The 21,418-nt window shown below is 72.3% G+C and carries 17 protein-coding genes; 11 read left to right on the forward strand and 6 right to left on the reverse strand.

From position 1 onward, the window contains the following. Together KDK95_RS24060 and KDK95_RS24065 are read right to left on the reverse strand one after the other, a co-directional pair. A partial coding sequence (locus KDK95_RS24060) for a slipin family protein (RefSeq protein ID WP_212520541.1) occupies nucleotides 1-981 on the reverse strand: 981 nt, incomplete at its 3' end. A 203-nt stretch (nucleotides 982-1,184) separates the two neighbouring features. Further along, nucleotides 1,185-2,513 (reverse strand): GlnX family signal transduction membrane protein, encoded by a 1,329-nt coding sequence (locus KDK95_RS24065; protein WP_212520542.1) that lies wholly within the window; start codon nucleotides 2,511-2,513, stop codon nucleotides 1,185-1,187. A gap of 150 nt (nucleotides 2,514-2,663) precedes the next feature. Here KDK95_RS24065 and thrS point away from each other — a divergent pair, with 150 nt between their 5' ends. Beyond that, entirely contained in the window at nucleotides 2,664-4,679 is a 2,016-nt protein-coding gene (gene thrS, locus KDK95_RS24070; protein WP_307844610.1) for a threonine--tRNA ligase, read from the forward strand. A gap of 252 nt (nucleotides 4,680-4,931) precedes the next feature. Continuing rightward, nucleotides 4,932-5,723 (forward strand): DUF1684 domain-containing protein, encoded by a 792-nt coding sequence (locus KDK95_RS37850; protein WP_212520544.1) that lies wholly within the window; start codon nucleotides 4,932-4,934, stop codon nucleotides 5,721-5,723. A 152-nt stretch (nucleotides 5,724-5,875) separates the two neighbouring features. On the opposite strand, the gene KDK95_RS24080 is transcribed toward KDK95_RS37850, so the two are convergent. Continuing rightward, complete coding sequence (locus KDK95_RS24080; protein ID WP_212520545.1) at nucleotides 5,876-6,973, reverse strand: type IV toxin-antitoxin system AbiEi family antitoxin domain-containing protein; 1,098 nt, start codon at nucleotides 6,971-6,973, stop codon at nucleotides 5,876-5,878. A gap of 131 nt (nucleotides 6,974-7,104) precedes the next feature. Further along, entirely contained in the window at nucleotides 7,105-8,082 is a 978-nt protein-coding gene (locus KDK95_RS24085) for a nucleoside hydrolase (RefSeq protein WP_212520546.1), read from the reverse strand. Between the two features lie 268 nt (nucleotides 8,083-8,350). On the opposite strand from KDK95_RS24085, the gene KDK95_RS24090 reads away from it, so the two are divergent. From KDK95_RS24090 to KDK95_RS24100, 3 genes are read left to right on the forward strand one after another with little or no spacing between them, the layout of a single operon-like run. Further along, entirely contained in the window at nucleotides 8,351-9,397 is a 1,047-nt protein-coding gene (locus KDK95_RS24090; protein WP_212520547.1) for a LacI family DNA-binding transcriptional regulator, read from the forward strand. A 37-nt stretch (nucleotides 9,398-9,434) separates the two neighbouring features. Continuing rightward, a complete protein-coding gene (rbsK, locus tag KDK95_RS24095) occupies nucleotides 9,435-10,340 on the forward strand; it encodes a ribokinase (RefSeq protein WP_212520548.1) in 906 nt (301 codons plus the stop codon). A gap of 33 nt (nucleotides 10,341-10,373) precedes the next feature. Then, on the forward strand, nucleotides 10,374-10,955 hold the full coding sequence (locus KDK95_RS24100; protein ID WP_212520549.1) for an HIT family protein: 582 nt from the start codon (nucleotides 10,374-10,376) through the stop codon (nucleotides 10,953-10,955). Here the strand turns inward: KDK95_RS24100 and KDK95_RS24105 are convergent. Continuing rightward, on the reverse strand, nucleotides 10,944-13,862 hold the full coding sequence (locus KDK95_RS24105) for an AfsR/SARP family transcriptional regulator (RefSeq protein ID WP_212520550.1): 2,919 nt from the start codon (nucleotides 13,860-13,862) through the stop codon (nucleotides 10,944-10,946). The genes KDK95_RS24100 and KDK95_RS24105 overlap by 12 nt on opposite strands. Before the next feature lie 98 nt (nucleotides 13,863-13,960). On the opposite strand from KDK95_RS24105, the gene KDK95_RS24110 reads away from it, so the two are divergent. Continuing rightward, on the forward strand, nucleotides 13,961-14,383 hold the full coding sequence (locus KDK95_RS24110) for a hypothetical protein (RefSeq protein WP_212520551.1): 423 nt from the start codon (nucleotides 13,961-13,963) through the stop codon (nucleotides 14,381-14,383). Nucleotides 14,384-14,464: 81 nt separating this feature from the next. Here KDK95_RS24110 and KDK95_RS24115 read toward each other — a convergent pair whose 3' ends face one another. Beyond that, nucleotides 14,465-16,618, reverse strand: coding sequence for an elongation factor G-like protein EF-G2 (locus KDK95_RS24115; protein WP_212520552.1), 2,154 nt, complete (start codon nucleotides 16,616-16,618; stop codon nucleotides 14,465-14,467). A 215-nt stretch (nucleotides 16,619-16,833) separates the two neighbouring features. On the opposite strand from KDK95_RS24115, the gene pgsA reads away from it, so the two are divergent. The 5 genes from pgsA to pdxS all read left to right on the forward strand — a co-directional run bounded on the left by pgsA (nucleotide 16,834) and on the right by pdxS (nucleotide 21,393). Next, nucleotides 16,834-17,550, forward strand: coding sequence for a phosphatidylinositol phosphate synthase (pgsA, locus tag KDK95_RS24120; protein WP_212520553.1), 717 nt, complete (start codon nucleotides 16,834-16,836; stop codon nucleotides 17,548-17,550). Beyond that, entirely contained in the window at nucleotides 17,547-18,623 is a 1,077-nt protein-coding gene (locus KDK95_RS24125) for a phosphatidylinositol mannoside acyltransferase (protein WP_212520554.1), read from the forward strand. Before pgsA ends, KDK95_RS24125 begins: the two co-directional genes overlap by 4 nt. Beyond that, on the forward strand, nucleotides 18,620-19,777 hold the full coding sequence (locus tag KDK95_RS24130; RefSeq protein ID WP_212520555.1) for a glycosyltransferase family 4 protein: 1,158 nt from the start codon (nucleotides 18,620-18,622) through the stop codon (nucleotides 19,775-19,777). Before KDK95_RS24125 ends, KDK95_RS24130 begins: the two co-directional genes overlap by 4 nt. After that, nucleotides 19,774-20,328, forward strand: coding sequence for a hypothetical protein (locus tag KDK95_RS24135; RefSeq protein WP_212520556.1), 555 nt, complete (start codon nucleotides 19,774-19,776; stop codon nucleotides 20,326-20,328). The genes KDK95_RS24130 and KDK95_RS24135 overlap by 4 nt, the downstream gene beginning before the upstream one ends. Before the next feature lie 150 nt (nucleotides 20,329-20,478). Continuing rightward, a complete protein-coding gene (gene pdxS, locus KDK95_RS24140) occupies nucleotides 20,479-21,393 on the forward strand; it encodes a pyridoxal 5'-phosphate synthase lyase subunit PdxS (protein ID WP_307844612.1) in 915 nt (304 codons plus the stop codon). Nucleotides 21,394-21,418: the final 25 nt, after the last annotated feature.

Consider the following 21,418-nt stretch of genomic DNA (forward strand, 5'->3'; position numbering starts at 1 on the left):
GGTCGGCGGGGCGTCGGCGGGCTGGGTGCCGAGCTCGGGATCGGCCTGCACCGCGGTCTCGGCGGCGGCGACGTCGATCTCCGGGATGTCGGTCATCGGCTCTATCGCGGCCGGAAGCTCCTCTGCCGGAGCGAGCTGCTTCTCTTCTTCCTCCGCAGGGAGCGGCGTGCGGGCCCCCGTGCGCTCGCGGGCTGCGGCGCGCGCCTCGGCGGCCTGCGCGGCATGCGGAAGCGACGAGTGTTCAAGAAACCGGAGGAGTTCGACGGGGAAGGGCAGGATGACCGTCGAGGACTTCTCCGAGGCCACCTCGACCATCGTCTGCAGCAGGCGCAGCTGCAGCGCCGCCGGGCTGTCGGCCATGGCGTCCGCGGCCTGGGCGAGCTTCTTCGAGGCCTGCAGCTCGCCGTCGGCGGTGATGATGCGGGCGCGGCGCTCGCGGTCGGCCTCGGCCTGCCGGGCCATGGTCCGCTTCATCGACTCGGGCAGCGCCACGTCCTTGATCTCGACGCGGTCGATGTGGATGCCCCAGCCCACGGCCGGGGACTCGAGCAGCAGCGCCAGGCCCTGGTTCAGGTTCTCCCGGTTGGACAGCAGGTCATCGAGCTCTGACTTGCCGATGATCGAGCGCAGCGAGGTCTGCGCCACCTGGATCATCGCGAAGGAGAAGTCCTGCACTTCGATCAGGGCCTTGACCGGGTCGATGACGCGGTAGTAGACGACCGCGTCCACCCGGACGGTCACGTTGTCCCGGGTGATGCCCTCCTGGGCCGGCACGGGCGCCGTGATGATCTGCGTGTTGACGCGCACCAGCTTGTCCGAGAAGGGCCGCAGCACGGCGATCCCCGCCTCGCGGGGCCGGCCGAGCACCCGCCCCCACCGGAACACCACTCCGCGCTCGAACTGCCGCACGATCCGGAACCGCGGCCGCCCGATCAGCCCGCCGAGAACGACCACGGCGAGCGCGATATCCACACCAAGCATGGCACTCGCTCCTTCGCGAGAGAGCCTGCACCGTCCGATACGTCCGATGCACCGTATACCCGAGGTAGCACTTTCAGCGTAACCCTTGGGACGCGGCTGGGTACATGGCGCCCCCACGGCTCGGACCTGGTCTGGCCGGATCTCGCCATCGGCGGTGTTTTGGCACGTCAGCGCCGTCACCGGGAAGGCCGGCGGGTGTCCTGCTAGCGGTATTCGGCGAGGCGGGGGCGGACCGCGAGGGCGATCAGCAGCAGCGCGGCGCCAGCCAGGATCCACGGCCAGTACAGCCACGGGCCGACGTCGGAGGACAGGCCGTCCGCCGCCGCCTGGAAACTCGCGAGCCGCCGATCGCCGAGCGACTTCAGGCTCTGGTCGTAGTCGTAGAAGTCGAACGCCGCGTCGCCGCGCGCGGTGCCCGTTTCGATCGTCAGTGCCTTCGCGGCGTCCCTGCTCTGCACCGCGGCCAGGATCGCGTCGTAGTCAGCGACCGGGCCCTCGGACGATCTCGCCCATTGCGACGCGGCGCCGCCCGCGGCCGACCCGAGCGCGCTCAGGTCCTTCTTGACGGCCGTCTCCTCCGGTGTCAGCTGCGCGCCGGAGAACGCGTCCGGCATCAGCACGCTGCGGACCGCGGTGCCGTCCGCGTCGTAGCTGTCCGCTCGGGTGGTCACGACCTGGAGGTAGGACGTCAGCCGCGAGCCGGAGTCGCTCGCGTCCTGCGCCGTCGCGGCGAGCCCCGCGGCCGCCCCGACGAGCAGAGCGACGGTCGCCACCGCGGCGGCGACCAGCGCCGGATTCAGCGTTCTGCGGAACATGACGGTGAACCCGCGCTGAACCCGTACCAGGGCGAACACCGCTATCAGACCGAGCACCAGCGTGCCGATCAGCCCGATGATCGCCCAGCTGCGTGCGTTGTCAGCCGCTTGCCGCGCCTCGGAGGCGGTCTGGTCGCGCAATTGTGCCGCGGCGGGCAGCACCACGTCCTGCATCATCGTCGTGGCCCGGCCGTAGAAGCCGATCGAGGTCGCCACGGGCTGCCCGGCGGGCGCGCCCGGGAACTCGTCAAGGGCGATGGCCGAATCCGCCATCGAGCGGTACCGCGTTACCTCCGAGGTGATCGCGGCCGCGTTCGCGCCGTCCGCCGACAGCTCCTGGAGGTCGGTGTCCACCTGCGCGGTGCGATCGTTGTACGCGATCAGGGCACTGAGCTGGTTCCCTTCGTACGCGCCGTCGTCCGCCGTGAAGTTCCCGTCGCCCAACAGCACCAGCCGGGCCGCCTCGGAGTCCAGGTCCGCGAGGGCGAAGTACAGGTCTCCCGCCTGGGACGCGGTCCGCGCGCTCGCGGTGACCGTGTCCGCCTGGGAGCGCGCCTGCACGAAGGCGGCCGCCGTCACCGCGAGCAGCGCCAGCACCGCCGCGACCAGGCCCGCGGTGATCACCCAGAGTCTCGTCGGCGTCGGCCTCGACGGGCGGGAACCGGTGCTCAGCGGCTGGAGACCCACAGGAGCGGACTGAACGACTGTCGCGGCCACTCCCGCACGGTAGTACGGGCCCGTGAACCCGAGATGACGTCGCCGGAAAGAATGCGGGAGTCCCGCCCTGACCTCGGCACTCGGTACCATTTACTTCAAGGGCCGTCACGAGGGCGGCCGCGACCCGACCGAGCGAACAGGAGCACCACGGTGTCCGAGATCCGTGTGACCATCGACCGCCTACCCGACCAGCGGGAAGAGCGGACGGTCACGACGGGCACGACCGTGGGCCAGCTCTTCGCCGAGATCTTCGAGGGCGACCGCTCGAACATCGCCGGCCGGCTGCGCCCGGCGGGGGCCGCCGGGGTCCTCGTCGACCTCGACCGGGCGCTCGCCGATGGCGACGTCGTCGAGCCCGTCGCGATCGACTCCGAGGACGGCCGCGCGATCCTGCGGCACTCCACCGCGCACGTGATGGCGCAGGCCGTGCAGGAGATCTTCCCGGAGGCCAGGCTCGGCATCGGCCCGCCGATCAAGGACGGCTTCTACTACGACTTCCAGGTCGAGCGGCCCTTCACCCCGGAGGACCTGAAGGCGATCGAGCAGCGCATGCAGGCGATCGTGAAGCAGGGGCAGCGCTTCGCCCGCCGCGCGGTCTCCGACGAGGCCGCCCGGCAGGAGCTGGCCGGCGAGCCGTTCAAGCTGGAGCTGATCGGCCTGAAGGGCGCCGGCGGCGACGTGAGCACGGATGACGGCGCGAACGTCGAGGTGGGCGGCGGCGAGCTGACCATCTACGACAACCTGGACCCGAAGTCCGGCGAGCTGTGCTGGAAGGACCTGTGCCGCGGCCCGCACCTGCCCACCACCCGGAACATCCCGGCCTTCAAGCTGATGCGCTCGGCCGCCGCCTACTGGCGCGGCAGCGAGAAGAACCCGCAGCTGCAGCGGATCTACGGCACGGCCTGGGAGTCCAGGGACGCGCTCAAGGCGCACCTGGAGTTCCTGATCGAGGCGGAGAAGCGCGATCACCGCAAGCTCGGCTCCGAGCTCGACCTGTTCTCCTTCCCGACCGAGATCGGCTCCGGCCTCGCGGTGTTCCACCCCAAGGGCGCCGTCATCCGCAACGAGATGGAGCAGTACTCGCGGCAGCGGCACATCGAGGCGGGCTACGAGTTCGCCTACACCCCGCACGCCACGAAGGGCACGCTGTTCGAGGTCTCCGGGCACCTGGACTGGTACAAGGAGGGCATGTACCCGCCCATGCAGCTCGACGAGGGCGTGGACTACTACCTCAAGCCGATGAACTGCCCGATGCACAACCTGATCTTCCGGGCGCGCGGCCGGTCCTACCGGGAGCTGCCGCTGCGGCTGTTCGAGTTCGGCACGGTCTACCGCTACGAGAAGTCCGGCGTGGTGCACGGCCTGACCCGCGCCCGCGGCTTCACCCAGGACGACGCGCACATCTACTGCACCCGCGACCAGATGGCCGAAGAGCTCGACAGCCTGCTGACCTTCGTGCTCGACCTGCTGCGCGACTACGGCCTGAACGACTTCTACCTGGAGCTCTCCACCCGGGACCCGGAGAAGTCGGTCGGCACCGACGACGCGTGGGAGGAGGCCACCGAGACGCTGCGGCAGGTGGCGCTCAAGCGCAACCTGGAGCTGGTGGACGACCCGGGCGGCGCGGCCTTCTACGGTCCGAAGATCTCGGTGCAGGCCAAGGACGCGATCGGCCGCAGCTGGCAGATGTCCACGATCCAGCTGGACTTCAACCTGCCGGAGCGCTTCGGCCTCGAGTACAAGGGCCCGGACGGCGCCGACCACCGGCCGGTGATGATCCACCGCGCGCTGTTCGGCTCGATCGAGCGCTTCTTCGCGGTGCTGCTCGAGCACTACGCCGGCGCCTTCCCGGCCTGGCTGGCCCCGGTGCAGGCGACCGCGATCCCGATCACCGACGCGCACGTGCCCTACCTGCGCGAGGTGGCGGCGCAGCTGCGCGCCCAGGGCATCCGCGTCGAGGTGGACGCCTCGGACGACCGCATGCAGAAGAAGATCCGCAACGCTCAGAAGGCCAAGGTGCCCTTCATGCTGCTGGCCGGCGACGAGGACGTGGCCAAGGGCGCCGTCTCCTTCCGCTACCGGGACGGCTCGCAGAACAACGGCGTGCCGGTCGCCGAGGCGGTGGCCGAGATCGTCGAGGCCGTCCGCTCCCGCCGCAACGACTGAGCGCCGCTGCTCCGCTTCAGCCTGGTTCCCGGCGCCCGCGAGGGTGCCGGTGGCCGTGGCGTTCCGGCGGAACAACCGCGACTTGTCGGCTCCCGCTGCAACCATTGGGTGCTGCTCCGCTTCAGGCTGGCTCCCGGCGCCCGCGAGGGTGCCGGTGGCCGTGGCGTTCCGGCGGAACAACCGCCATGCCGAGCGGGTTGTACGCCGTGCCCGGGCGAACCAGGACCCGCGCGAGCCCGAAGGAGCGCCGAAGTGAGTGACGTCGAGAGCTGGCAGCAGTGGCGGACCCGGCGGGAGGCACGGCTGCGCGACCCGCACGGCACCCTCGCGCTGACGGGCACCCACTGGCTGGGCGAGGAGCCCGCGCCGATCGTCGAGGGCGAACCCGTGCTCTGGAGCGCCGCGCCGGACGGCAGGACCGTCACGGTCACCGCCAAGGCCGAGCACGGCCTCGTACTCAACGGCGAGCCCGTCGACGGCACGGTCACCCTGCGCCCCGACACCGATGAGCACCCTGACACGCTCACCGCGCCGGACCACGGCATCCTGCTCGTGCCGATCGAGCGGGAGGGCAGCGCCGCGCTGCGCGTCTACGACCCGAAAGCGGCCACGCTGCAGGCCTTCGACGGCATCGAGGCCTTCGACTACGACCCGCGCTGGGTGATCCCGGCCAGGTTCACCCCCTTCGACGGCCCGCACGTCGAGAAGGTACTGAACGCCGACGGCGTCGTGCGCGGCCTCGGCCTCGACGGCACCGTCGAGTTCGAGCTCGAAGACGGCACGCACACCCTGCAGGCGGCGCTGACGAGCGGCGGCGGTCTGTGGATCGTCTTCGCCGACCCGACGACGGCCGACGCCAAGCCCTTCTTCCGCTTCCTGAGCACGGAGGCCACGGCAGCGGACGGCACGGTGACGCTCGACTTCAACCGTGCCTACCTGCCGCCCTGCGCCTTCACGGACCACTACGTCTGCCCGCTGCCGCCGAAGGGCAACACCTTCGCTGAGCCGATCCGCGCCGGCGAACTGGCCGTCAAGACGCGCTGACGGGAGCTCCACCGCGCTACGCACGGGCCATCACCTCCCGCTCCCGTACGGCGGAAGCCAGGGGGAGCAGCGACAGCCCCGGTGACAGCGTCGCCTCGGGCCTGACCCGCAGCGCCTCGCTCGCAAGACGCGCTGACGGGAGCTCCATCGAGCTACGCACGGGCCATCACCTTGCGCTCCTGTACGGCGGAAGCCTGGGGGAGCAGCGACAGCCCCGGTGACAGCGTCGCCTCGGGCCTTACCCGCAGCGACTCGCGCAGGTGACGGAGCACGGCGTCTGCGTCCTGCGTGAGCTGCTCCGACGTCACCTGCGCCACTGCGAAGCCGAGCGAGGTCAGTGTGCTCGACTCCAGCGGCGGCGCCTCCATCATCAGCGCCACCGCGCGTGATGGCCAGACGGCCAGCGCGCGGGCTACGCGGCGCTGTCCGAGGTAGATCGTGACCTCGCGGAGCGCTCCGAACGGGCCGACGGAGTCGAGCTTCGCCAAGAACGCTTCCGCTGCGGAGGCGCGGGCATGCGCTCGCGACTTCGCGAGTTCGGCGCGGATCTCGGCGGAGTGCCTGCGGGAGGCCTTGCCGAGCTCCTGTTCGAGCTCTGCCAGTTGCACGCGGCCGTCCTGGAGCGCCGCCGTCACGACCCCGTCGATCGCCTCGGGGCGACGGTCCGCGACGGCGGCCAGGCAGGTGTCGACGACGCTTCGCGCCGGGGGAGCGACCCGCAGCACGCCGACGCGCGTCGCCTCGGGTATCCGCGTGGTTCGGATGATCCGCAACTGCGCCACGCTTTGGCGGCGCCTCCCGTGCGGTACGAGCGCATCGAGGCGATACCGGGCAGCGCACAGCCCAGCGGAGGCGAAGCCGACTGCCGAGCTTCCCGCGAGGCCGACCGCCGCCATGCCACGGTCGTCCGCAGCGCCCTCTGCCCACCCGGAGCCCGCGCCGTCGCCTATCCGATCGCGGGGCAGGCGGAATCCGTGCACGGCCAGGGCGGCCTCGCCGGTGAGCACGGACTCGTCTCCGGCGTACAGCTGCGCGGCCACCAGCCACTGCCCGCAGCTCGGTGGGCCTCCCTGGAGTGCGTAGACGCCGGGGACCAGCCGTTGCCAGAGGCCGCGCTGCACGCGTCTTCGCAGGGTCTCGTGGGGCAGGCCGCCGGCTTTCGCCTGTGCCGCCGTCAGGACGCCGTGCTGGCGCTCGATCAGAGTGCTGAGTGATGGGCTGTCATAGGCATACGCGGTGCGATTCGTCATGCCTTCAGCGTCGCCGCAAATCCGCTGCTACTCCAGTGAATCGGCGGATTTCACCTGGTAGACGCCTTAGTCACACGACGTTCCGGTCTGACGAATAGGCCGATGGAGTTACCGGAGCCGGAACTGGCCCTTCAGCGACTCCAGTGCTCAAGCACCGAGGTGAACTCCTCGACGAAGTCGCGCGGGCCGAGACCCAGCGCGACCTTGCCCTGGCTGCCGCGCGCCCGCTCTGTGAGCTGCGGCGGAAGGCTCGTGCCTGCGGTGTGCTCCTTGCGCAGGAACACCGTCTGACCGTTCGTCAGCGGGCTGCCGCATTCCACGAAGACGGTGCCCTCGGCGGTGTCGAGGAAGGTCGGGTCCAGCGCGGCGCCGACCGCGAGCGGGTCGTGCAGCGGAACCGATTCGGCGCGGTGGAAGTGGTTGTAGGAGCCGAAGTAGAACTTCAGCAGCCTGACGGTGAACTCCAGCGGCTCCCCGGCCGCCTCGAGGCGGGCCAGATGCTCGAGCGTGAACCGGGCGCGGTGCGTCGCGTCCAGGCCGACCATCGTGTAGTCGACGCCGCTGGCTACGACCAGGTCGGCGGCCTCCGGGTCGTGCCAGATGTTGAACTCGGCGGTGGGGGTGACGTTGCCGGGCTCGGCGACCGCGCCGCCCATGAACACCAGCCGGATCCGCTCGGCGAACGACGGGTCGGCGATCAGCGCGGCCGCGATGTTCGTCAGCGGCCCGGTCGCCACGACCGTGAGCTCGCCGGCGTACGTCCGGGACAGCCGCAGCAGCGCCTCCACGGCGTTCTCCGCGTGCTCGGGGACGCCCGCGTCGTCCGCGGTCTCGTCGCCGAGGCCGGTCCTGCCGTGGAAGTCGAAGGCGGCCGCCGCCTCGATCCGCCGGGTGAGCCGTCCGCCGACGCCGCGGTAGACCGGGACGTCGTCCGCCACGCCGAAGGTCTTGACCAGGGCCCGCGCGTTGCGATAGGTGTGCTCGACCGGGGCGTTTCCGCCGACGGCCGTCACCGCCTTGAGGTCGTAGCGCCCGCTGCCCAGCGCGTACTGCAGCGCCACGGCGTCGTCCAGGCCGGGGTCGCAGTCCAGCACGATCGGACCGGTCACCGGCCCACCTCCTCGGGGCGGTTCGCCGCGCGGCGAACGGGGGTGGTCGCGCGACGCGCCGGTCACCCTGTTGTGGGGAAATCGTTATCCGACGTTCCCATCTCCGGTCCGCCGCGTCAAATACGCCCGTCGGGCGAGACAGCCGCCGGTCGCTACTGCGACAATCGGCTCATATCCAGCGGCCCGAGAGAGAACGATTACCGGGTTTGGTGCGAAGATGGAGCGCCGGGGCAGGCACCGGCCGCCCCGAGGAGAACGGACGTGACAGGTGAGCAACGGCAGGGACGCCAGGCCAGCCACCTTGCGCGAGGTGGCGGAGGCGGTGGGCTGCTCGGTCGCCACGGTCTCCCGGGTGCTCGCCGGGGACCGGCCGGTCGGCCCGGACCTGGCACGCCGGGTTCAGCAGGCCGCCCGCGACCTCGGCTACCTGCCCAACCAGGTCGCCCGCGCGCTGCGCAGCCGCAGCACCGCCACGGTCGGCCTCGTCCTGCCGCAGATCACCAACCCCTTCTTCCCCTCGCTCATGCGCGAGGTCGAGCGCGCCCTGCACGAGCAGGGCCGCGCCCTGCTGCTCGCGGACAGCGCCGACGATCCCGCGCTGGAGGCCGAGCGCGTCGAGCTGCTGATCGCCCGCCAGGTCGACGGCCTGATCGTCGCCCCGGTCGACCAGGAGAGGTCCATGGCCACGCTCGCCAAGGCCGCCGCGCGCGTCCCGGTCGTGCTGCTCGACCGCAGCGTGGACGAGGTCCAGGCCGACGCCGTGACGGTGGACAACGCCGCCGGGATGCGGCTGCTTCTCGAGCACCTCAAAGCCCTCGGCCACAGCCGTTTCTGGTTCCTCGGCGCCGCCGGGGACGCCTCGGCCGCCGTCGAGCGCCGCGCCGCCTTCCAGGACTGGGCGGTCCGGCACGCCGGCTTCTGGCGGGTCGAGCTCGGCGACTTCTCCGTCCGGTTCGGGCAGCACACGGCCGGCCGCGCGGTGACCGCTCCGGCGGCGCAGCGGCCCGACGCCATCGTGTGCGCGAACGACCTGATCGCGGCCGGCGCCGTGCAGCGGCTGCGCGAGCTCGGCGTCTCCGTGCCCGGCGAGCTCGCGGTGACCGGCTTCGACGACATCGACCTGGCCTCGCTGACCTCGCCCGGCCTGACCACGGTGCGCCAGCCCAACCGGGAGCTGGCCGCCGAGGCGGCGCGGATGCTCGCGGCCCGCATCCACCAGCCGGAGGCCGCGGCCCGCGCCGTGCGCCTCACCCCCACGCTCGTGGCCCGCGGCTCGACCGTGGTCGTGCAGAGCCCGCAGGGCTCCACGCTGTGATCGTCTCGGCTTCGGCGAACTTGGAAGGATCGACGCTGTGATCGCGGTAGTCGGCAGCCTCAACCTCGACCTGGTCGTCCCGGTCCGGCAGCACCCGGTGCCCGGCCAGACCGTGCTCGGCGGCGACCTGGCGGAGCACTGCGGCGGGAAGGGCGGCAACCAGGCGGTGGCCGCGGCCCGGCTCGGCCGCCCGGTGGCCATGGTCGGCCGGGTCGGCGCGGACGAGGCCGGAACCGTGCTGCTCGACGCGCTCAGGGCGGAGGGCGTGGACACGGCGCACGTGCTGCGCACCGGCGACACCCCCAGCGGCAGGGCCCTGATCGCGGTGGATCCGGCCGCCGAGAACACGATCATCGTCAGCCCCGGAGCCAACGCCCGGCTGTCCGCGGACGACTGCGCGGCGGCGCAGGACGTGCTCGCGGCCGCCAAGGTGACGGTGCTTCAGCAGGAGGTCCCGCATCCGGCGAACGAGGCCGCGGCCCGCCTGTCCGGCGGGATCGTGCTGGTCAACCCGGCTCCGGTGCGCACCGGCGAGAACCCGCTGCCGTCCCGCACCGACGTGCTGCTGCCCAACCGCTCCGAGCTCGCCGCGCTGCTGGGCCGGGCCCCCGATTCGCTCACCGACCTCGACGACGTCATCCGCGCCGCCCGCGCGCTGCGCGGCGCGGGGGCCGTGCTGGTCACGCTCGGCGGCGACGGCGCGCTGCTGGTGGAGGACGGCATCGGCACGCTCATCCCGCCGTTCCGGGTCGACGCGGTGGACACCACGGCCGCGGGCGACTGCTTCTGCGGCGCGCTGGCCTGCGCTCTGGCGGACGGCGAGGCGCTGGAGAAGGCGGCCCGCTTCGCCGCCGCGGCCGCCGCCCTGAGCACCACCCGGCCCGGAGCGCAGCCCTCGCTGCCCACCCGCGACGAGGTGGAGCTCTTTCTCGCGGCGGTCTGACGGTGCTCGGACCGGTTGGCTAGGCTGGTCGGCATGGAAGCGGAGGAGATCGCGGAGCAGGCCGGGGCGCGTCCCGTGGACGGGGTCGGCGAGCCGGACGAGCTGCAGCGGCTGTGGAACCCGCATCGGATGGCGTACATCCTCGGCGAGAACAAGCCGACCGGGCCGCGGCCGGACGACGGCTGCCCGTTCTGCCGCATCCCGAACCTCGGCGACGACGAGGCCGCGCTGATCGTCGCGCGCGGCGAGACCGTCTACGCGGTGCTGAATCTGTACCCGTACAACCCGGGCCACGTGCTGATCTGCCCCTACCGGCACATCGCCGACTACACCGATCTCACCGACGGGGAGGCGGCCGAGTTCACCGCCTTCACCCAGGACGCGATGCGCGCGGTGCGCAAGGCCTCGAGCCCGCACGGCTTCAACCTGGGCATCAACCAGGGCGACGTCGCGGGCGCCGGGATCGCCGCGCACCTGCACCAGCACGTCGTGCCGCGCTGGTCCGGCGACGCGAACTTCATGCCGGTCGTCGGCCGCACCCGCTCGATGCCGGTGCTGCTCGGCGACACCCGGCGGCTGCTCGCCGAGGCCTGGCCGACCCCGTCAGGAGGCTGAGCCGGCCGACGGCGGCGCCGGGCGCTGCGCACCGTCCTCGCGTTCCCCGTCCTCGCGTTCCTCCGGCCCGGCCGGACCCTCTTGCCGCTTCTCCGGACTCTCCTCCGACCGCTCCTCCGAACTCTCCAGCCGCTCCGACCGCTCCAACCGCTCCAGAGCCTCCGCGAAGCCGCGGAAGAGCTCCGAGCCCAGCTGGGTGACGATGCGACGGCTGGCGCGCAGCGATGCGAGCGCCTCGGCCGGGCGGCCGGTCGCCTCGCAGACCAGGCCGAGCCGGGCCAGCGCGGTGGCCTCGTGGTGCCTGTTGCCGGTGTCCCGGACCACCTCTATCGCCTCGCGGAGCACGGGCTCGGCGGCCGCGTAGTCCGGCGGCGTCAGGTCGAACAGGCAGTTCCCGAGCTGCGCCAGGCTGCTGCCGAGGTACACGCGGTTGCCGGTCCGGCGGCTGAGCTCGACGGCCTCGGCGGCGTACGGGACCGCCTCGACCGTGCGCCCGATCATGGTCAGCGACGTCGCGAGGTTGATGCGCGGCGGGATCGCCAGCATCTCGTCGCCGAGCTCGTCGAACAGCCGGACCGACTGCCGGCAGTAGTCGATGGCCGCGTCGAGCCGGTGGGCGCGATTGTGCGCGACGGAGAGGTTCGACAGGAGCTTGGCCTCCTCGAGCCGGTCTCCGTCCTCACGGGCGTACCGCAGCGACCGCAGCCCGACCTCGATCGCGTCGTCGAACCGGCCCGCCTCGGCCAACGCGGTGCTCGTGCAGCGCAGCATCAGGCTGCGGCCGACGCTCTCCCCGGCTGATTCGGCGCAGCGCAGCCCGATCTGCGACAGGAAGAGCCGATCGCCGACCTTGCCGCGCAGCTCCGTGAACTGCCACATGGCGGCGGGAAGCCGCCAGCCATACGCTGCCAGGCCCTCGCCCTCGGCGCCCTCGGCGGCCTCGACCGCCGCGAGCAGGTTGTCGCGCTCCAGGTCGTACCAGTCGAGCGCCTGCTCGGGCGCGGTGATCGCCAGCGGTTCGACGGCTCCGTAGTGCGGCGGCAGGCCCACGCCCGGCCAGCTCGGGTAGGCGACGAGGGCCGCGTCACGCGCGGTCGCCGCGTACCAGTGGTAGAGCCTTTCGACGGCCGCGCGGCGTGCCGCCTCAGGCTCGTCCCGCTCAGCGACCTCGCGGGCGTACAGGCGCATCAGGTCGTGGAACCGGAAGCGGCCGGACCGCGGCTCCATCAACAGGTTGTGGGCGACGAGCGCGGCCAGCAGCTCGGCCGCCTCATCGGGCTTCACCTCGAACAGCGCGGCGGCCGCGTGCGTGCCGAACTCGATTCCCGGCACCAACCCGAGCAGCCGCAGCGCACGCCGTCGCGCCTCGGGGAGCGCGACGTAGGAGCACTCGAAGATGTCGGTCAGTCCACGGTCGTCGTCGCGCAGGTTCCGCAGCCGCTCGCCGTCCGCGCGGAGCATGGCGACGAGCGAGGCGACGGACACGTCCGGCTCGTGCCGCAGACGTGCCGCGACGATCCTGAGCGCCAGCGGCATCCGTCCGCACAGCTCGACGAGGTCGCCGAGCGCTGGATCGTCCGGGCGTATCCGGTTCCGGCCCGCTGCCGCGCACAGCAGGTCGCGGGCGGCCGGGCCCGGCAGGACGTCGAGCTTGAACGCGTGGGCGCCGGACAGGTCGGCGAGCCGGGCGCGGCTGGTGATCAGCGCCATGCAGCCGGGCACCGCGGGAAGCAGCGGCCGGACCTGCTCGGTCGAGGCGGCGTTGTCCAGCAAGATCAGGGTCTTGGTCCCGGCCAGCCGCTCCTGGAGCTGCGCCACGCGCTCTTCCGCGTCGAGCGCGATCTGATGCTCCGGCACGTCGAGCGACCGCAGCAGGTATCCCAGCGCGGCGTGCGGCGTGATCGGATCCAGGCCCATGGTGTGTCCGCGCAGGTCGATGAACAGCTGTCCGTCCGGAAAAAGGCCGCCCATCCGATGCGCCACGTGCACGGCCAGCGCGCTCTTGCCGACGCCGCCGAGCCCGTCGACGGCCGAGATCGTGACGGCGCCCGGCACGCTTGCCTCGCGCTGGCCCGCAGCGCTGTTCGCCAGCGCGAGCAAGCGGCCGACCTCTGATTCGCGGCCGGTGAACAGGCGCGTGTCGGCGGGCAGCTGGTTGCGCGCGGACTCCTCGTGCTTGATGCGTTCGTACAGCTCACGGGTCTCCGCGCCCGGTTCAAGGCCGAACTTCTCATCCAACGTCCGGGAAAGCGCGCGGTAGACGTCCAGCGCCTCGCCCCGCCTGCCGCTGCGGTACAGAGCAAGCATCAGCTGTCGATGCAGCGCTTCGCGTTCCGGTTCCTGCTCGGCCAGCGCACGCAGCTCCGGGAGCAGATCGCCGTGCCGGCCGAGGTTCAGCTGCGCCTCGCCGCGACCGAGCACCGCCGCCCAGCGCTCCTCGTCCAGACGGACCACGTCGGGCAGTCCGGCCAGCGCGGGCATGTCGGCCAACGGCGTGCCACGCCACAACGCGAGCGCCGCCGAATACCGCTGCTCAGCCAGGGCCCAGTCACCCGCCAGAGTCGCCGCACGGGCCGCCGCGTTGTGCTCGGCGAACACGTGGAGATCGAACTCTCCGGGCTCGACGTCGATCACGTAGCCCGGAGGCACGGCCCTGACACGCTCGCCGGCGTCGAGCAGCGCATGCCGCAAGCGCGTGATCTGGTTGTAGATCCGTGCATCCGCACGAGAGTCGCGCTTCTCACCCCACAGCAGCTCGACCAGCCTGTCGAGTGAGACCACCGTGCCCGCCCCAAGCAGCAGCGCGGCCAACAGCGTCTGTCGGCCCTTGCCGCGGATCTCGAGCTCGGCCCCGTCGGCCGCCGTCACACGGAGCGGTCCGAGCAGCGCGAACCCGAACGACGCCATCACCCCCACCTTCCCCTATACCGCCATGGCAGTTCACTGCACGGCGGGGGACAGAGTAGTCGACCGCACCGGTACCGCCGCAGCCTAGACTTGGCCGGGTGAACGATCTTCAGCTCGAGCTCCCGACCGGCGCCCTGATCGCCGGCGACGCGGCAGCGGTCTTCGCCGACGCCCTCCCGATCATCGAGGGCCTGCCGACGGGCTGCTTTCCGGCGACTGCGGGCGCTGACGGCCTGGAGGTCCGGTTCACGGACGCGGAACCGGTCGCGTGGACCGAGTCCGCGCTGCTGCGGACGCCGAGCGGGTACGCGGCGCTGCTCGATGCGGCGGCGCTGGCCGAGTACACGGACCTGGGCGACGAGCCGGTGGACGAGTTCGAGCTGCTGTCCGAGCGTTTCGCGGACGCCGACGCGGCGCTCTTCCAGGGCGTGCTGGCCGTGCGCAGCGACACGGGCCGCGTGTCGCTGCGCCTCGGGCGCGACGGATCCGGCGCCCTCAGCCGGATCGCGCTGCGCTTCTAGGGGCGGGGATCAGCTCGCCCGTCGAGGACGGGGGCCAGGCGCCCACTGAGGACGGGGACCAGGCGCCCGCCAAAGCTGGGATCAGCTCGCCTCCGCCGCGATGATCTTGGAGGCGAGGCTCGCGGGCATCGGCTCGTGCTTGAGGTAGGCGCGGGTGAACTGGCCGGTGCCGTGCGAGAGCGAGCGCAGCTCGACCGGGTAGCGGGCCAGCCCGGTGGCCGGGACCTCGGCGCGTACCAGCGTCCTGCCGTTCGTCGCCGGCTCGGTGCCCAGCACCCGCCCGCGCCGGCTGCTCAGGTCGCCGAGCACGGCGCCGACGAACTCGTCGGACAGGACGATCTCGACCGCGTCGACCGGCTCCAGCAGCGCCGGCTTGGCCTGCGCTGCGGCGTCCTTCAGCGCGAGCGCGCCGGCCGTCTGGAAGGCCATGTCCGAGGAGTCCACGGAGTGCGCCTTGCCGTCCACCAGCGTCACCCGCAGGTCGACGACCGGGTACCCGGCGAGCAGGCCGCGCTCCATCTGGGCGCGCACCCCCTTCTCGACCGAGGGGATGAACTGCCGCGGCACGGCCCCGCCGACGACCTTGTCCACGAACTCGAACCCGCTCCCGTTCGGCAGCGGCTCCACCTCGATCTCGCAGATGGCGTACTGGCCGTGGCCGCCGGACTGCTTCACGTGCCGGCCGCGCCCCTTGGCCGCCGCGCCGAAGGTCTCCCGCAGCGAGACGCGGTGCGGCACGGTCTCCACCGCGACGCCGTACCGGGTCGAGAGCCGGTCGAGCAGCACGTCCCGGTGCGCCTCGCCGAGGCACCACAGCACCAGCTGGTGCGTCTCCGGGTTGATCTCGAGCCGCAGCGTCGGGTCCTCGGCGACCAGCCGGGCCAGTGCCTGCGAGAGCTTGTCCTCGTCCGACTTCGCGTGCGCGGTGACGGCCACCGGCAGCAGCGGATCGGGCATGACCCAGGGCTCCATCAGCGCGGGATCGTCCTTCGCCGAGAGCGTGTCGCCGGTCTCGGCGTGCGCGAGCTTGGCGACGGCGACCAGGTCGCCCGCGACCGCGAACTCGACCGGGCGCTGCGTCTTGCCCAGCGGGCTGGAGAGCGCGCCGACCTTCTCGTCCACGTCGTGGTCCGGGTGCCCGCGCTCGGCCATGCCGTGGCCGGAGACGTGCACCGGCTGGTCCGGGCGCAGCGTGCCGGAGAAGACCCGCACCAGCGAGATCCGGCCGACGTACGGGTCGGAGGTCGTCTTGACCACCTCGGCGACCAGCGGCCCCTCCGGGTCGCAGGCCAGCGGCGCCTTCGGCGAGCCGTCCGGGGCCGTGACGGCCGGGATCAGGTGCTCGCCGGGGGCCGGGAAGCCCTGCGTGATCAGCTCGAGCAGCTCGCGGGTGCCGACCCCGGTGAGCGCCGAGACCGGCAGCACCGGGTAGAAGTGCCCGCGGGCGACGGCCGTCTCCAGGTCGTCGATCAGCACCTTGACGTCGATGTCCTCGCCGCCGAGGTACCGGTCCATCAGCGTCTCGTCCTCGCTCTCCGCGATGATCCCCTCGATCAGCGCGTTGCGGGCCGGCTCGATCAGCTCCAGGTGCTCCGGGTCCGCGGCGACGGCCGTGCGCTGCCCGTCGCTGTAGTCGTAGATCTGCTGGCTGAGCAGACCGATCACCCCGGCGACCTGCTCGTCGTCGTCGAGCAGCGGCAGGTAGAGCGGCAGCACCCCGTCGCCGAAGACCCGCTGGCAGATCAGCGTGATGTCGTCGAAGTCGGCGCGGGCCGCGTCCAGCTTCGTCACCACGACCGCCCGCGGCAGGCCGACCGCCGCGCACTCGTCCCACAGCAGCTGGGTCGAGCCGTCCACCCCGTCGGCGGCGGAGACCACGAACAGCGCGGCGTCCGCGGCCCGCAGCCCGGCGCGCAGGTCGCCGGCGAAGTCCGCGTAGCCCGGCGCGTCCAGCAGGTTCACCTTGAAGCCGTCCACCTCGATCGGCGCCGCGGCCAGGCTCACCGAACGGCCGAGCCGGTGCTCGATCTCCTCGAAGTCGCAGACCGTCCCGCCGTCCTCGACCCGCCCCGCCCGGCTGATCGCCCCGGTGGCGGCGAGCAGCGTCTCGACCAGCGTCGTCTTCCCCGCCCCGGTGTGCCCCACGAGTACCACGTTCCGAATGGCCGCGCTGCGCGTCGGGGCACCTACGCCGGCCCCCGCTTGGCCTCCGTGACCGCCACCCTTTTCACCCATGGCTCGGAACCTCCGAAAGTGATCGATTCGTAACGATTCGTATGACAGGTAGACAACTCCTCTTTCCGGAGCGGCACAACCTCGGAGACCAGCGTTTCACCCGGGCGCGGGGGAGGTGAAATCCGCGGAAGCCGTGCCGTCCAATAGCATGGGCGCCGGTTCGCCGCGGCGGACCGCACTACGCCGACCGATGCCGATGCTGGGATACCTCACCGATGCTCAATCGCTACGCGCGGGCGTTCTTCACCCGTGCCATCACGCCCATCGCGCGGTTCCTGCTGGGCCTCGGCGTGGGCCCGGACACGGTCACCCTCCTCGGCACGCTCGGCGTGTGCGCCAGCGCGATCCTGCTCTTCCCCCGCGGCTACATGCTCGGCGGCACCCTCGCGGTGACCGCGTTCATCTTCTCCGACCTGCTCGACGGCACGATGGCGCGGATGTCCGGCCGCACGTCCAAGTGGGGCGGCTTCCTGGACGCGACGCTGGACCGGTTCGGCGATGCGGCGATCTTCGGCTCGCTGGCCTACTACTTCGCGGTCAACCACAAGATCGGCATGTTCCTGGCCTGCATGATCTGCCTGATCTCCGGCATGGTCACCTCGTACGCGCGGGCCAAGGCCGAGTCCCTCGGCTTCCGCTGCGACGTCGGCCTCGTCGAGCGCGGCGAGCGGCTGGTCGGCTCGCTGGTCTCCACCGGCCTCGACGGGCTCGGCGTGCCGTTCGTCCAGGCCGTCGCGTTCTGGGCGCTGGCCGCCGGCTCGACCGTCACCGTCGTGCAGCGGATGCTGTACGTACGGAAGCAGGCGCTGGCCCTGGCCGCCGCCGGGCAGGGCGGCCTGGACGCCCCGGGCACCCCGGCGCAATCGGCACCGCCCACCGGTCCGGCTCCCGCGGGTCCGGCTCCCGCCGCGAACGACCAGGAGGCCTCGTGAGCAAGCTGCAGGAGGAGCTGACGTACCGTGCGTACGCGACCGGCTGGTCGCTCGTCCGGCGCCTGCCGGAACGCACCGCGTACGCCCTGTTCCGGCAGGTCGCGGACCGGTCCTGGCGCAAGCGCGGCAAGAGCGTGCGCCGACTCGAGTCCAACCTCGCCCGGGTGCTCGGTCCGTCCGCCACCGAGGAGCAGATCCGGGCGGTCTCCAAGCAGGGCATGCGCAGCTACATGCGCTACTACTGCGACACGTTCCGGCTGGAGACCTGGTCGCGCGAGCGCGTCGTCTCGACCTTCAAGCTCGAGAACGAGCAACTGCTGCGGGACCTGCTCGCCTCGCGTCGCGGCGTCGTCCTCGCGCTGCCGCACATGGGCAACTGGGACCATGCGGGCGCCTGGGTCGCCGGCATCGCCGAGGGCGGGTTCACGACGGTCGCCGAGCGGCTGAAGCCGGAGAAGCTGTTCGAGCGCTTCCTGCGCTACCGCGAGTCGATCGGCATGGAGGTGCTCCCGCTCACCGGCGGCACCGGCACCTTCGGCGGCCTGATCCGGCGGCTGAGGGCGGGCGGACTGGTCTGCCTGGTGGCCGAGCGCGACCTGACCGACCGCGGCGTGCCGGTCCGGTTCTTCGGCGAGACCACCAAGCTGCCCGCCGGCCCCGCCGCGCTCGCGGTGTCGACCGGCGCCGCGCTGTGCCCGGTCACGCTCTGGTACAGCGAGGACGCCGCGCACGCGAAGGTCTGGCCGGAGATCGAGGTGCCCGCCGAGGGCACCCGGCAGGAGAAGATCGCCTATCTGTGCCAGCAGGTCGCCGACGTGTTCGCCCAGGGCATCGCCGAGCACCCGGCCGACTGGCACATGCTGCAGCGGCTCTGGCTCGTCGACCTCGACCCGGAGCGCGCGCCCGCCCCGGCCGGCGCGTCCGACCCCGTCGAGGGGCCCGGCGGCGGAGCCGGACCGGTGACCGAGGCGGAAGGGGCGGCGGGGGACCAGGGCGCGCCGAAGGACCAGGACGGCGCCGTCGGCGATCCCTCCCCCACAACGCTCGCGGTCGAGGCGGACGGCGCGCGGTGAGGATCGGGATCGTCTGCCCCTACTCGTGGGACGTGCCGGGAGGCGTGCAGTTCCACATCCGCGACCTCGCCGAGTACCTGCTCAAGCTCGGACACGAGGTGTCCGTGCTCGCGCCCGCGGACGAGGACACCGAGCTGCCCGCCTACGTGCAGTCGGCCGGGCGGGCGATCCCGGTGCCGTACAACGGGTCGGTGGCCAGGCTGAGCTTCGGCTTCCTGTCCGCCGCGCGGGTGCGGCGCTGGATCCACGACGGCAACTTCGAGGTTCTGCACGTCCACGAGCCGGGGACGCCGTCGCTCTCGCTGCTGGCCTGCTGGGCCGCGAGCGGGCCGATCGTGGCCACGTTCCACACCGCCAACCCGCGCTCGCGGGCGATGCTGGCCGGGGCGCCGATAGTGGCGTCCGCCATGGAGAAGATCAACGCGCGCATCGCGGTCAGCGAGTACGCGCGGCGCACGCTCGTCGAGCACATGGGCGGCGACGCGGTCGTCATCCCGAACGGCGTCGACGTCGGCTTCTTCTCGGCGCTCGAGCCGCGGCCCGAGTGGCAGACGCCGGCCGACCGGCAGCAGGACGGCGGCACGATCGGCTTCGTCGGCCGGTTCGGCGAGCCGCGCAAGGGGCTCTCCGTGCTGCTCGAGGCGCTGCCCGCGATCGTCGCGGCCCGGCCGCGGACGCGGCTGCTGGTCGCCGGGCGCGGCGACGAGGACGAGGTGCTGCGGAACGTCCCGGGGCACATCCGCGAGCACGTCGAGTTCCTCGGCATGGTCAGCGACGAGGACAAGGGGCGCCTGTTCCAGTCCGTCGACGTGTACTGCGCGCCGAACACCGGCGGCGAGTCGTTCGGCATCATCCTGGTCGAGGCGATGAGCGGCCGCGCGCCGGTGCTCGCCAGCGACCTCGACGCGTTCTCGCTCGTGCTGGAGGGCGGCGCCGCGGGCGCGATGTTCCCCAACGGCGACGCGGCGGCGCTCGCGCGCGAGGCCCTCGCGCTGCTCGGCGACCCGGCGCGGCGCAGCGCCCTGCGTGACGCGGAGAGCGAGGCGGTCCGCAAGTACGACTGGTCGGTCGTGGCGGGCGACATCCTCTCCGTCTACGAGATGGTCACCGAGTCCACGGCCCGCGTCACGGCCGAGAACGGCGGCACGCGATGAGGCTCGTTCTGACGCAGTACTCCGGCGCGGTCGTCCTGATCGCCGTGCTCGTGGTGCTGTTCGGCCTCTACCTCAGCTGGACGGCCACCCGGCTGGACCGGCTCCACGTTCGCCTCGACGCCGCACGGGTGGCGCTCGACGCGCAGTTGCTGCGCCGCTCCACCGCCGTGCTGGAGCTCGCGCGCAGCGGCCTGCTCGACCCGGCCACGGCGCTGATCCTGGCCTCCGGCGCGCGCGAGGCCGAGGTCGCCCCGGCCGACGAGCGCGAGGCCGCCGAATCCGCGCTGACGAGGGACGTGCGCGCCGCGTTCGAGGACCCGGCGCAGGGCGATCAGCTGCGGGCGCATCCGGACGGGCACGAGCTGCTCGACGAGCTCGGCAAGGCGATGCGGCGGGTCCAGCTGGCCCGCCGCTTCCACAACGAGTCGGTCCGGGCCGTTCGGCAGCTGCGCTCGCACCGGCTGGTGCGCGCCTTCCGGCTGGCCGGACGCGCGCCGGACAAGCCGAGCTTCGAGATCGACGACGAGCCGCCGGCCGTCTTCGCGCGCTGACGCCGCTGATCAGGTCCGGAGTCGGGCGGCCGCAGTGTGTAAGCCGCCGCCGGGCCGCTCCCGACACGGTGCGAGCCGATCGGCCGAAGCCGTCATCGTAAGATAGTGGGGATAACCCTTACGCCCCGACGCTCGAGCGAGGTACCCGACGTGTCAAGCAACCCCACCGAATCGGCTCAGGCGCCGCAGCTCGGCACCGCCCGCGTCAAGCGCGGCATGGCCGAGATGCTCAAGGGCGGCGTGATCATGGACGTGGTCACCCCCGAGCAGGCGAAGATCGCCGAGGACGCCGGCGCCGTGGCCGTCATGGCCCTCGAGCGGGTCCCGGCCGACATCCGCAAGGACGGCGGCGTGGCCCGGATGTCCGACCCGGACATGATCGACGGCATCGTCGGCGCGGTCTCCATCCCGGTGATGGCCAAGGCGCGGATCGGCCACTTCGTCGAGGCGCAGGTGCTGCAGTCGCTGGGCGTGGACTACATCGACGAATCCGAGGTGCTCACCCCGGCCGACGAGACGCACCACATCGACAAGTGGGCCTTCACGGTCCCCTTCGTCTGCGGCGCGACCAACCTGGGCGAGGCGCTGCGCCGGATCGCCGAGGGCGCGGCGATGATCCGCTCCAAGGGCGAGGCCGGCACCGGCAACGTGGTCGAGGCCACCCGGCACATGCGCCAGATCCGCGCCGAGATCCGCAAGCTCGGCACCCTGGACGAGTCCGAGCTCTACCTGGCCGCGAAGAACCTGCAGGCCCCGTACGAGATCGTCGCCGAGGTCGCGCGCACCGGCAAGCTCCCGGTCGTGCTGTTCACCGCGGGCGGCCTGGCCACCCCGGCCGACGCCGCGATGATGATGCAGCTCGGCGCCGAGGGCGTGTTCGTCGGCTCCGGCATCTTCAAGTCCGGCGACCCGGCCAAGCGCGCCGCCGCCATCGTGAAGGCGACCACCTTCCACGACGACCCGGACGTGATCGCCAAGGTCTCCCGCGGCCTGGGCGAGGCCATGGTCGGCATCAACTGCGACACGCTGCCCGAGTCCGAGCGCTACGCCAACCGCGGCTGGTAGCCCGCCGGGCCCGCGGCCGACCGAA

Origin of the sequence: Actinospica acidithermotolerans (assembly GCF_018139625.1) — a bacterium.
Taxonomy (GTDB): Bacteria; Actinomycetota; Actinomycetes; order Streptomycetales; family Catenulisporaceae; genus Actinospica; species Actinospica acidithermotolerans.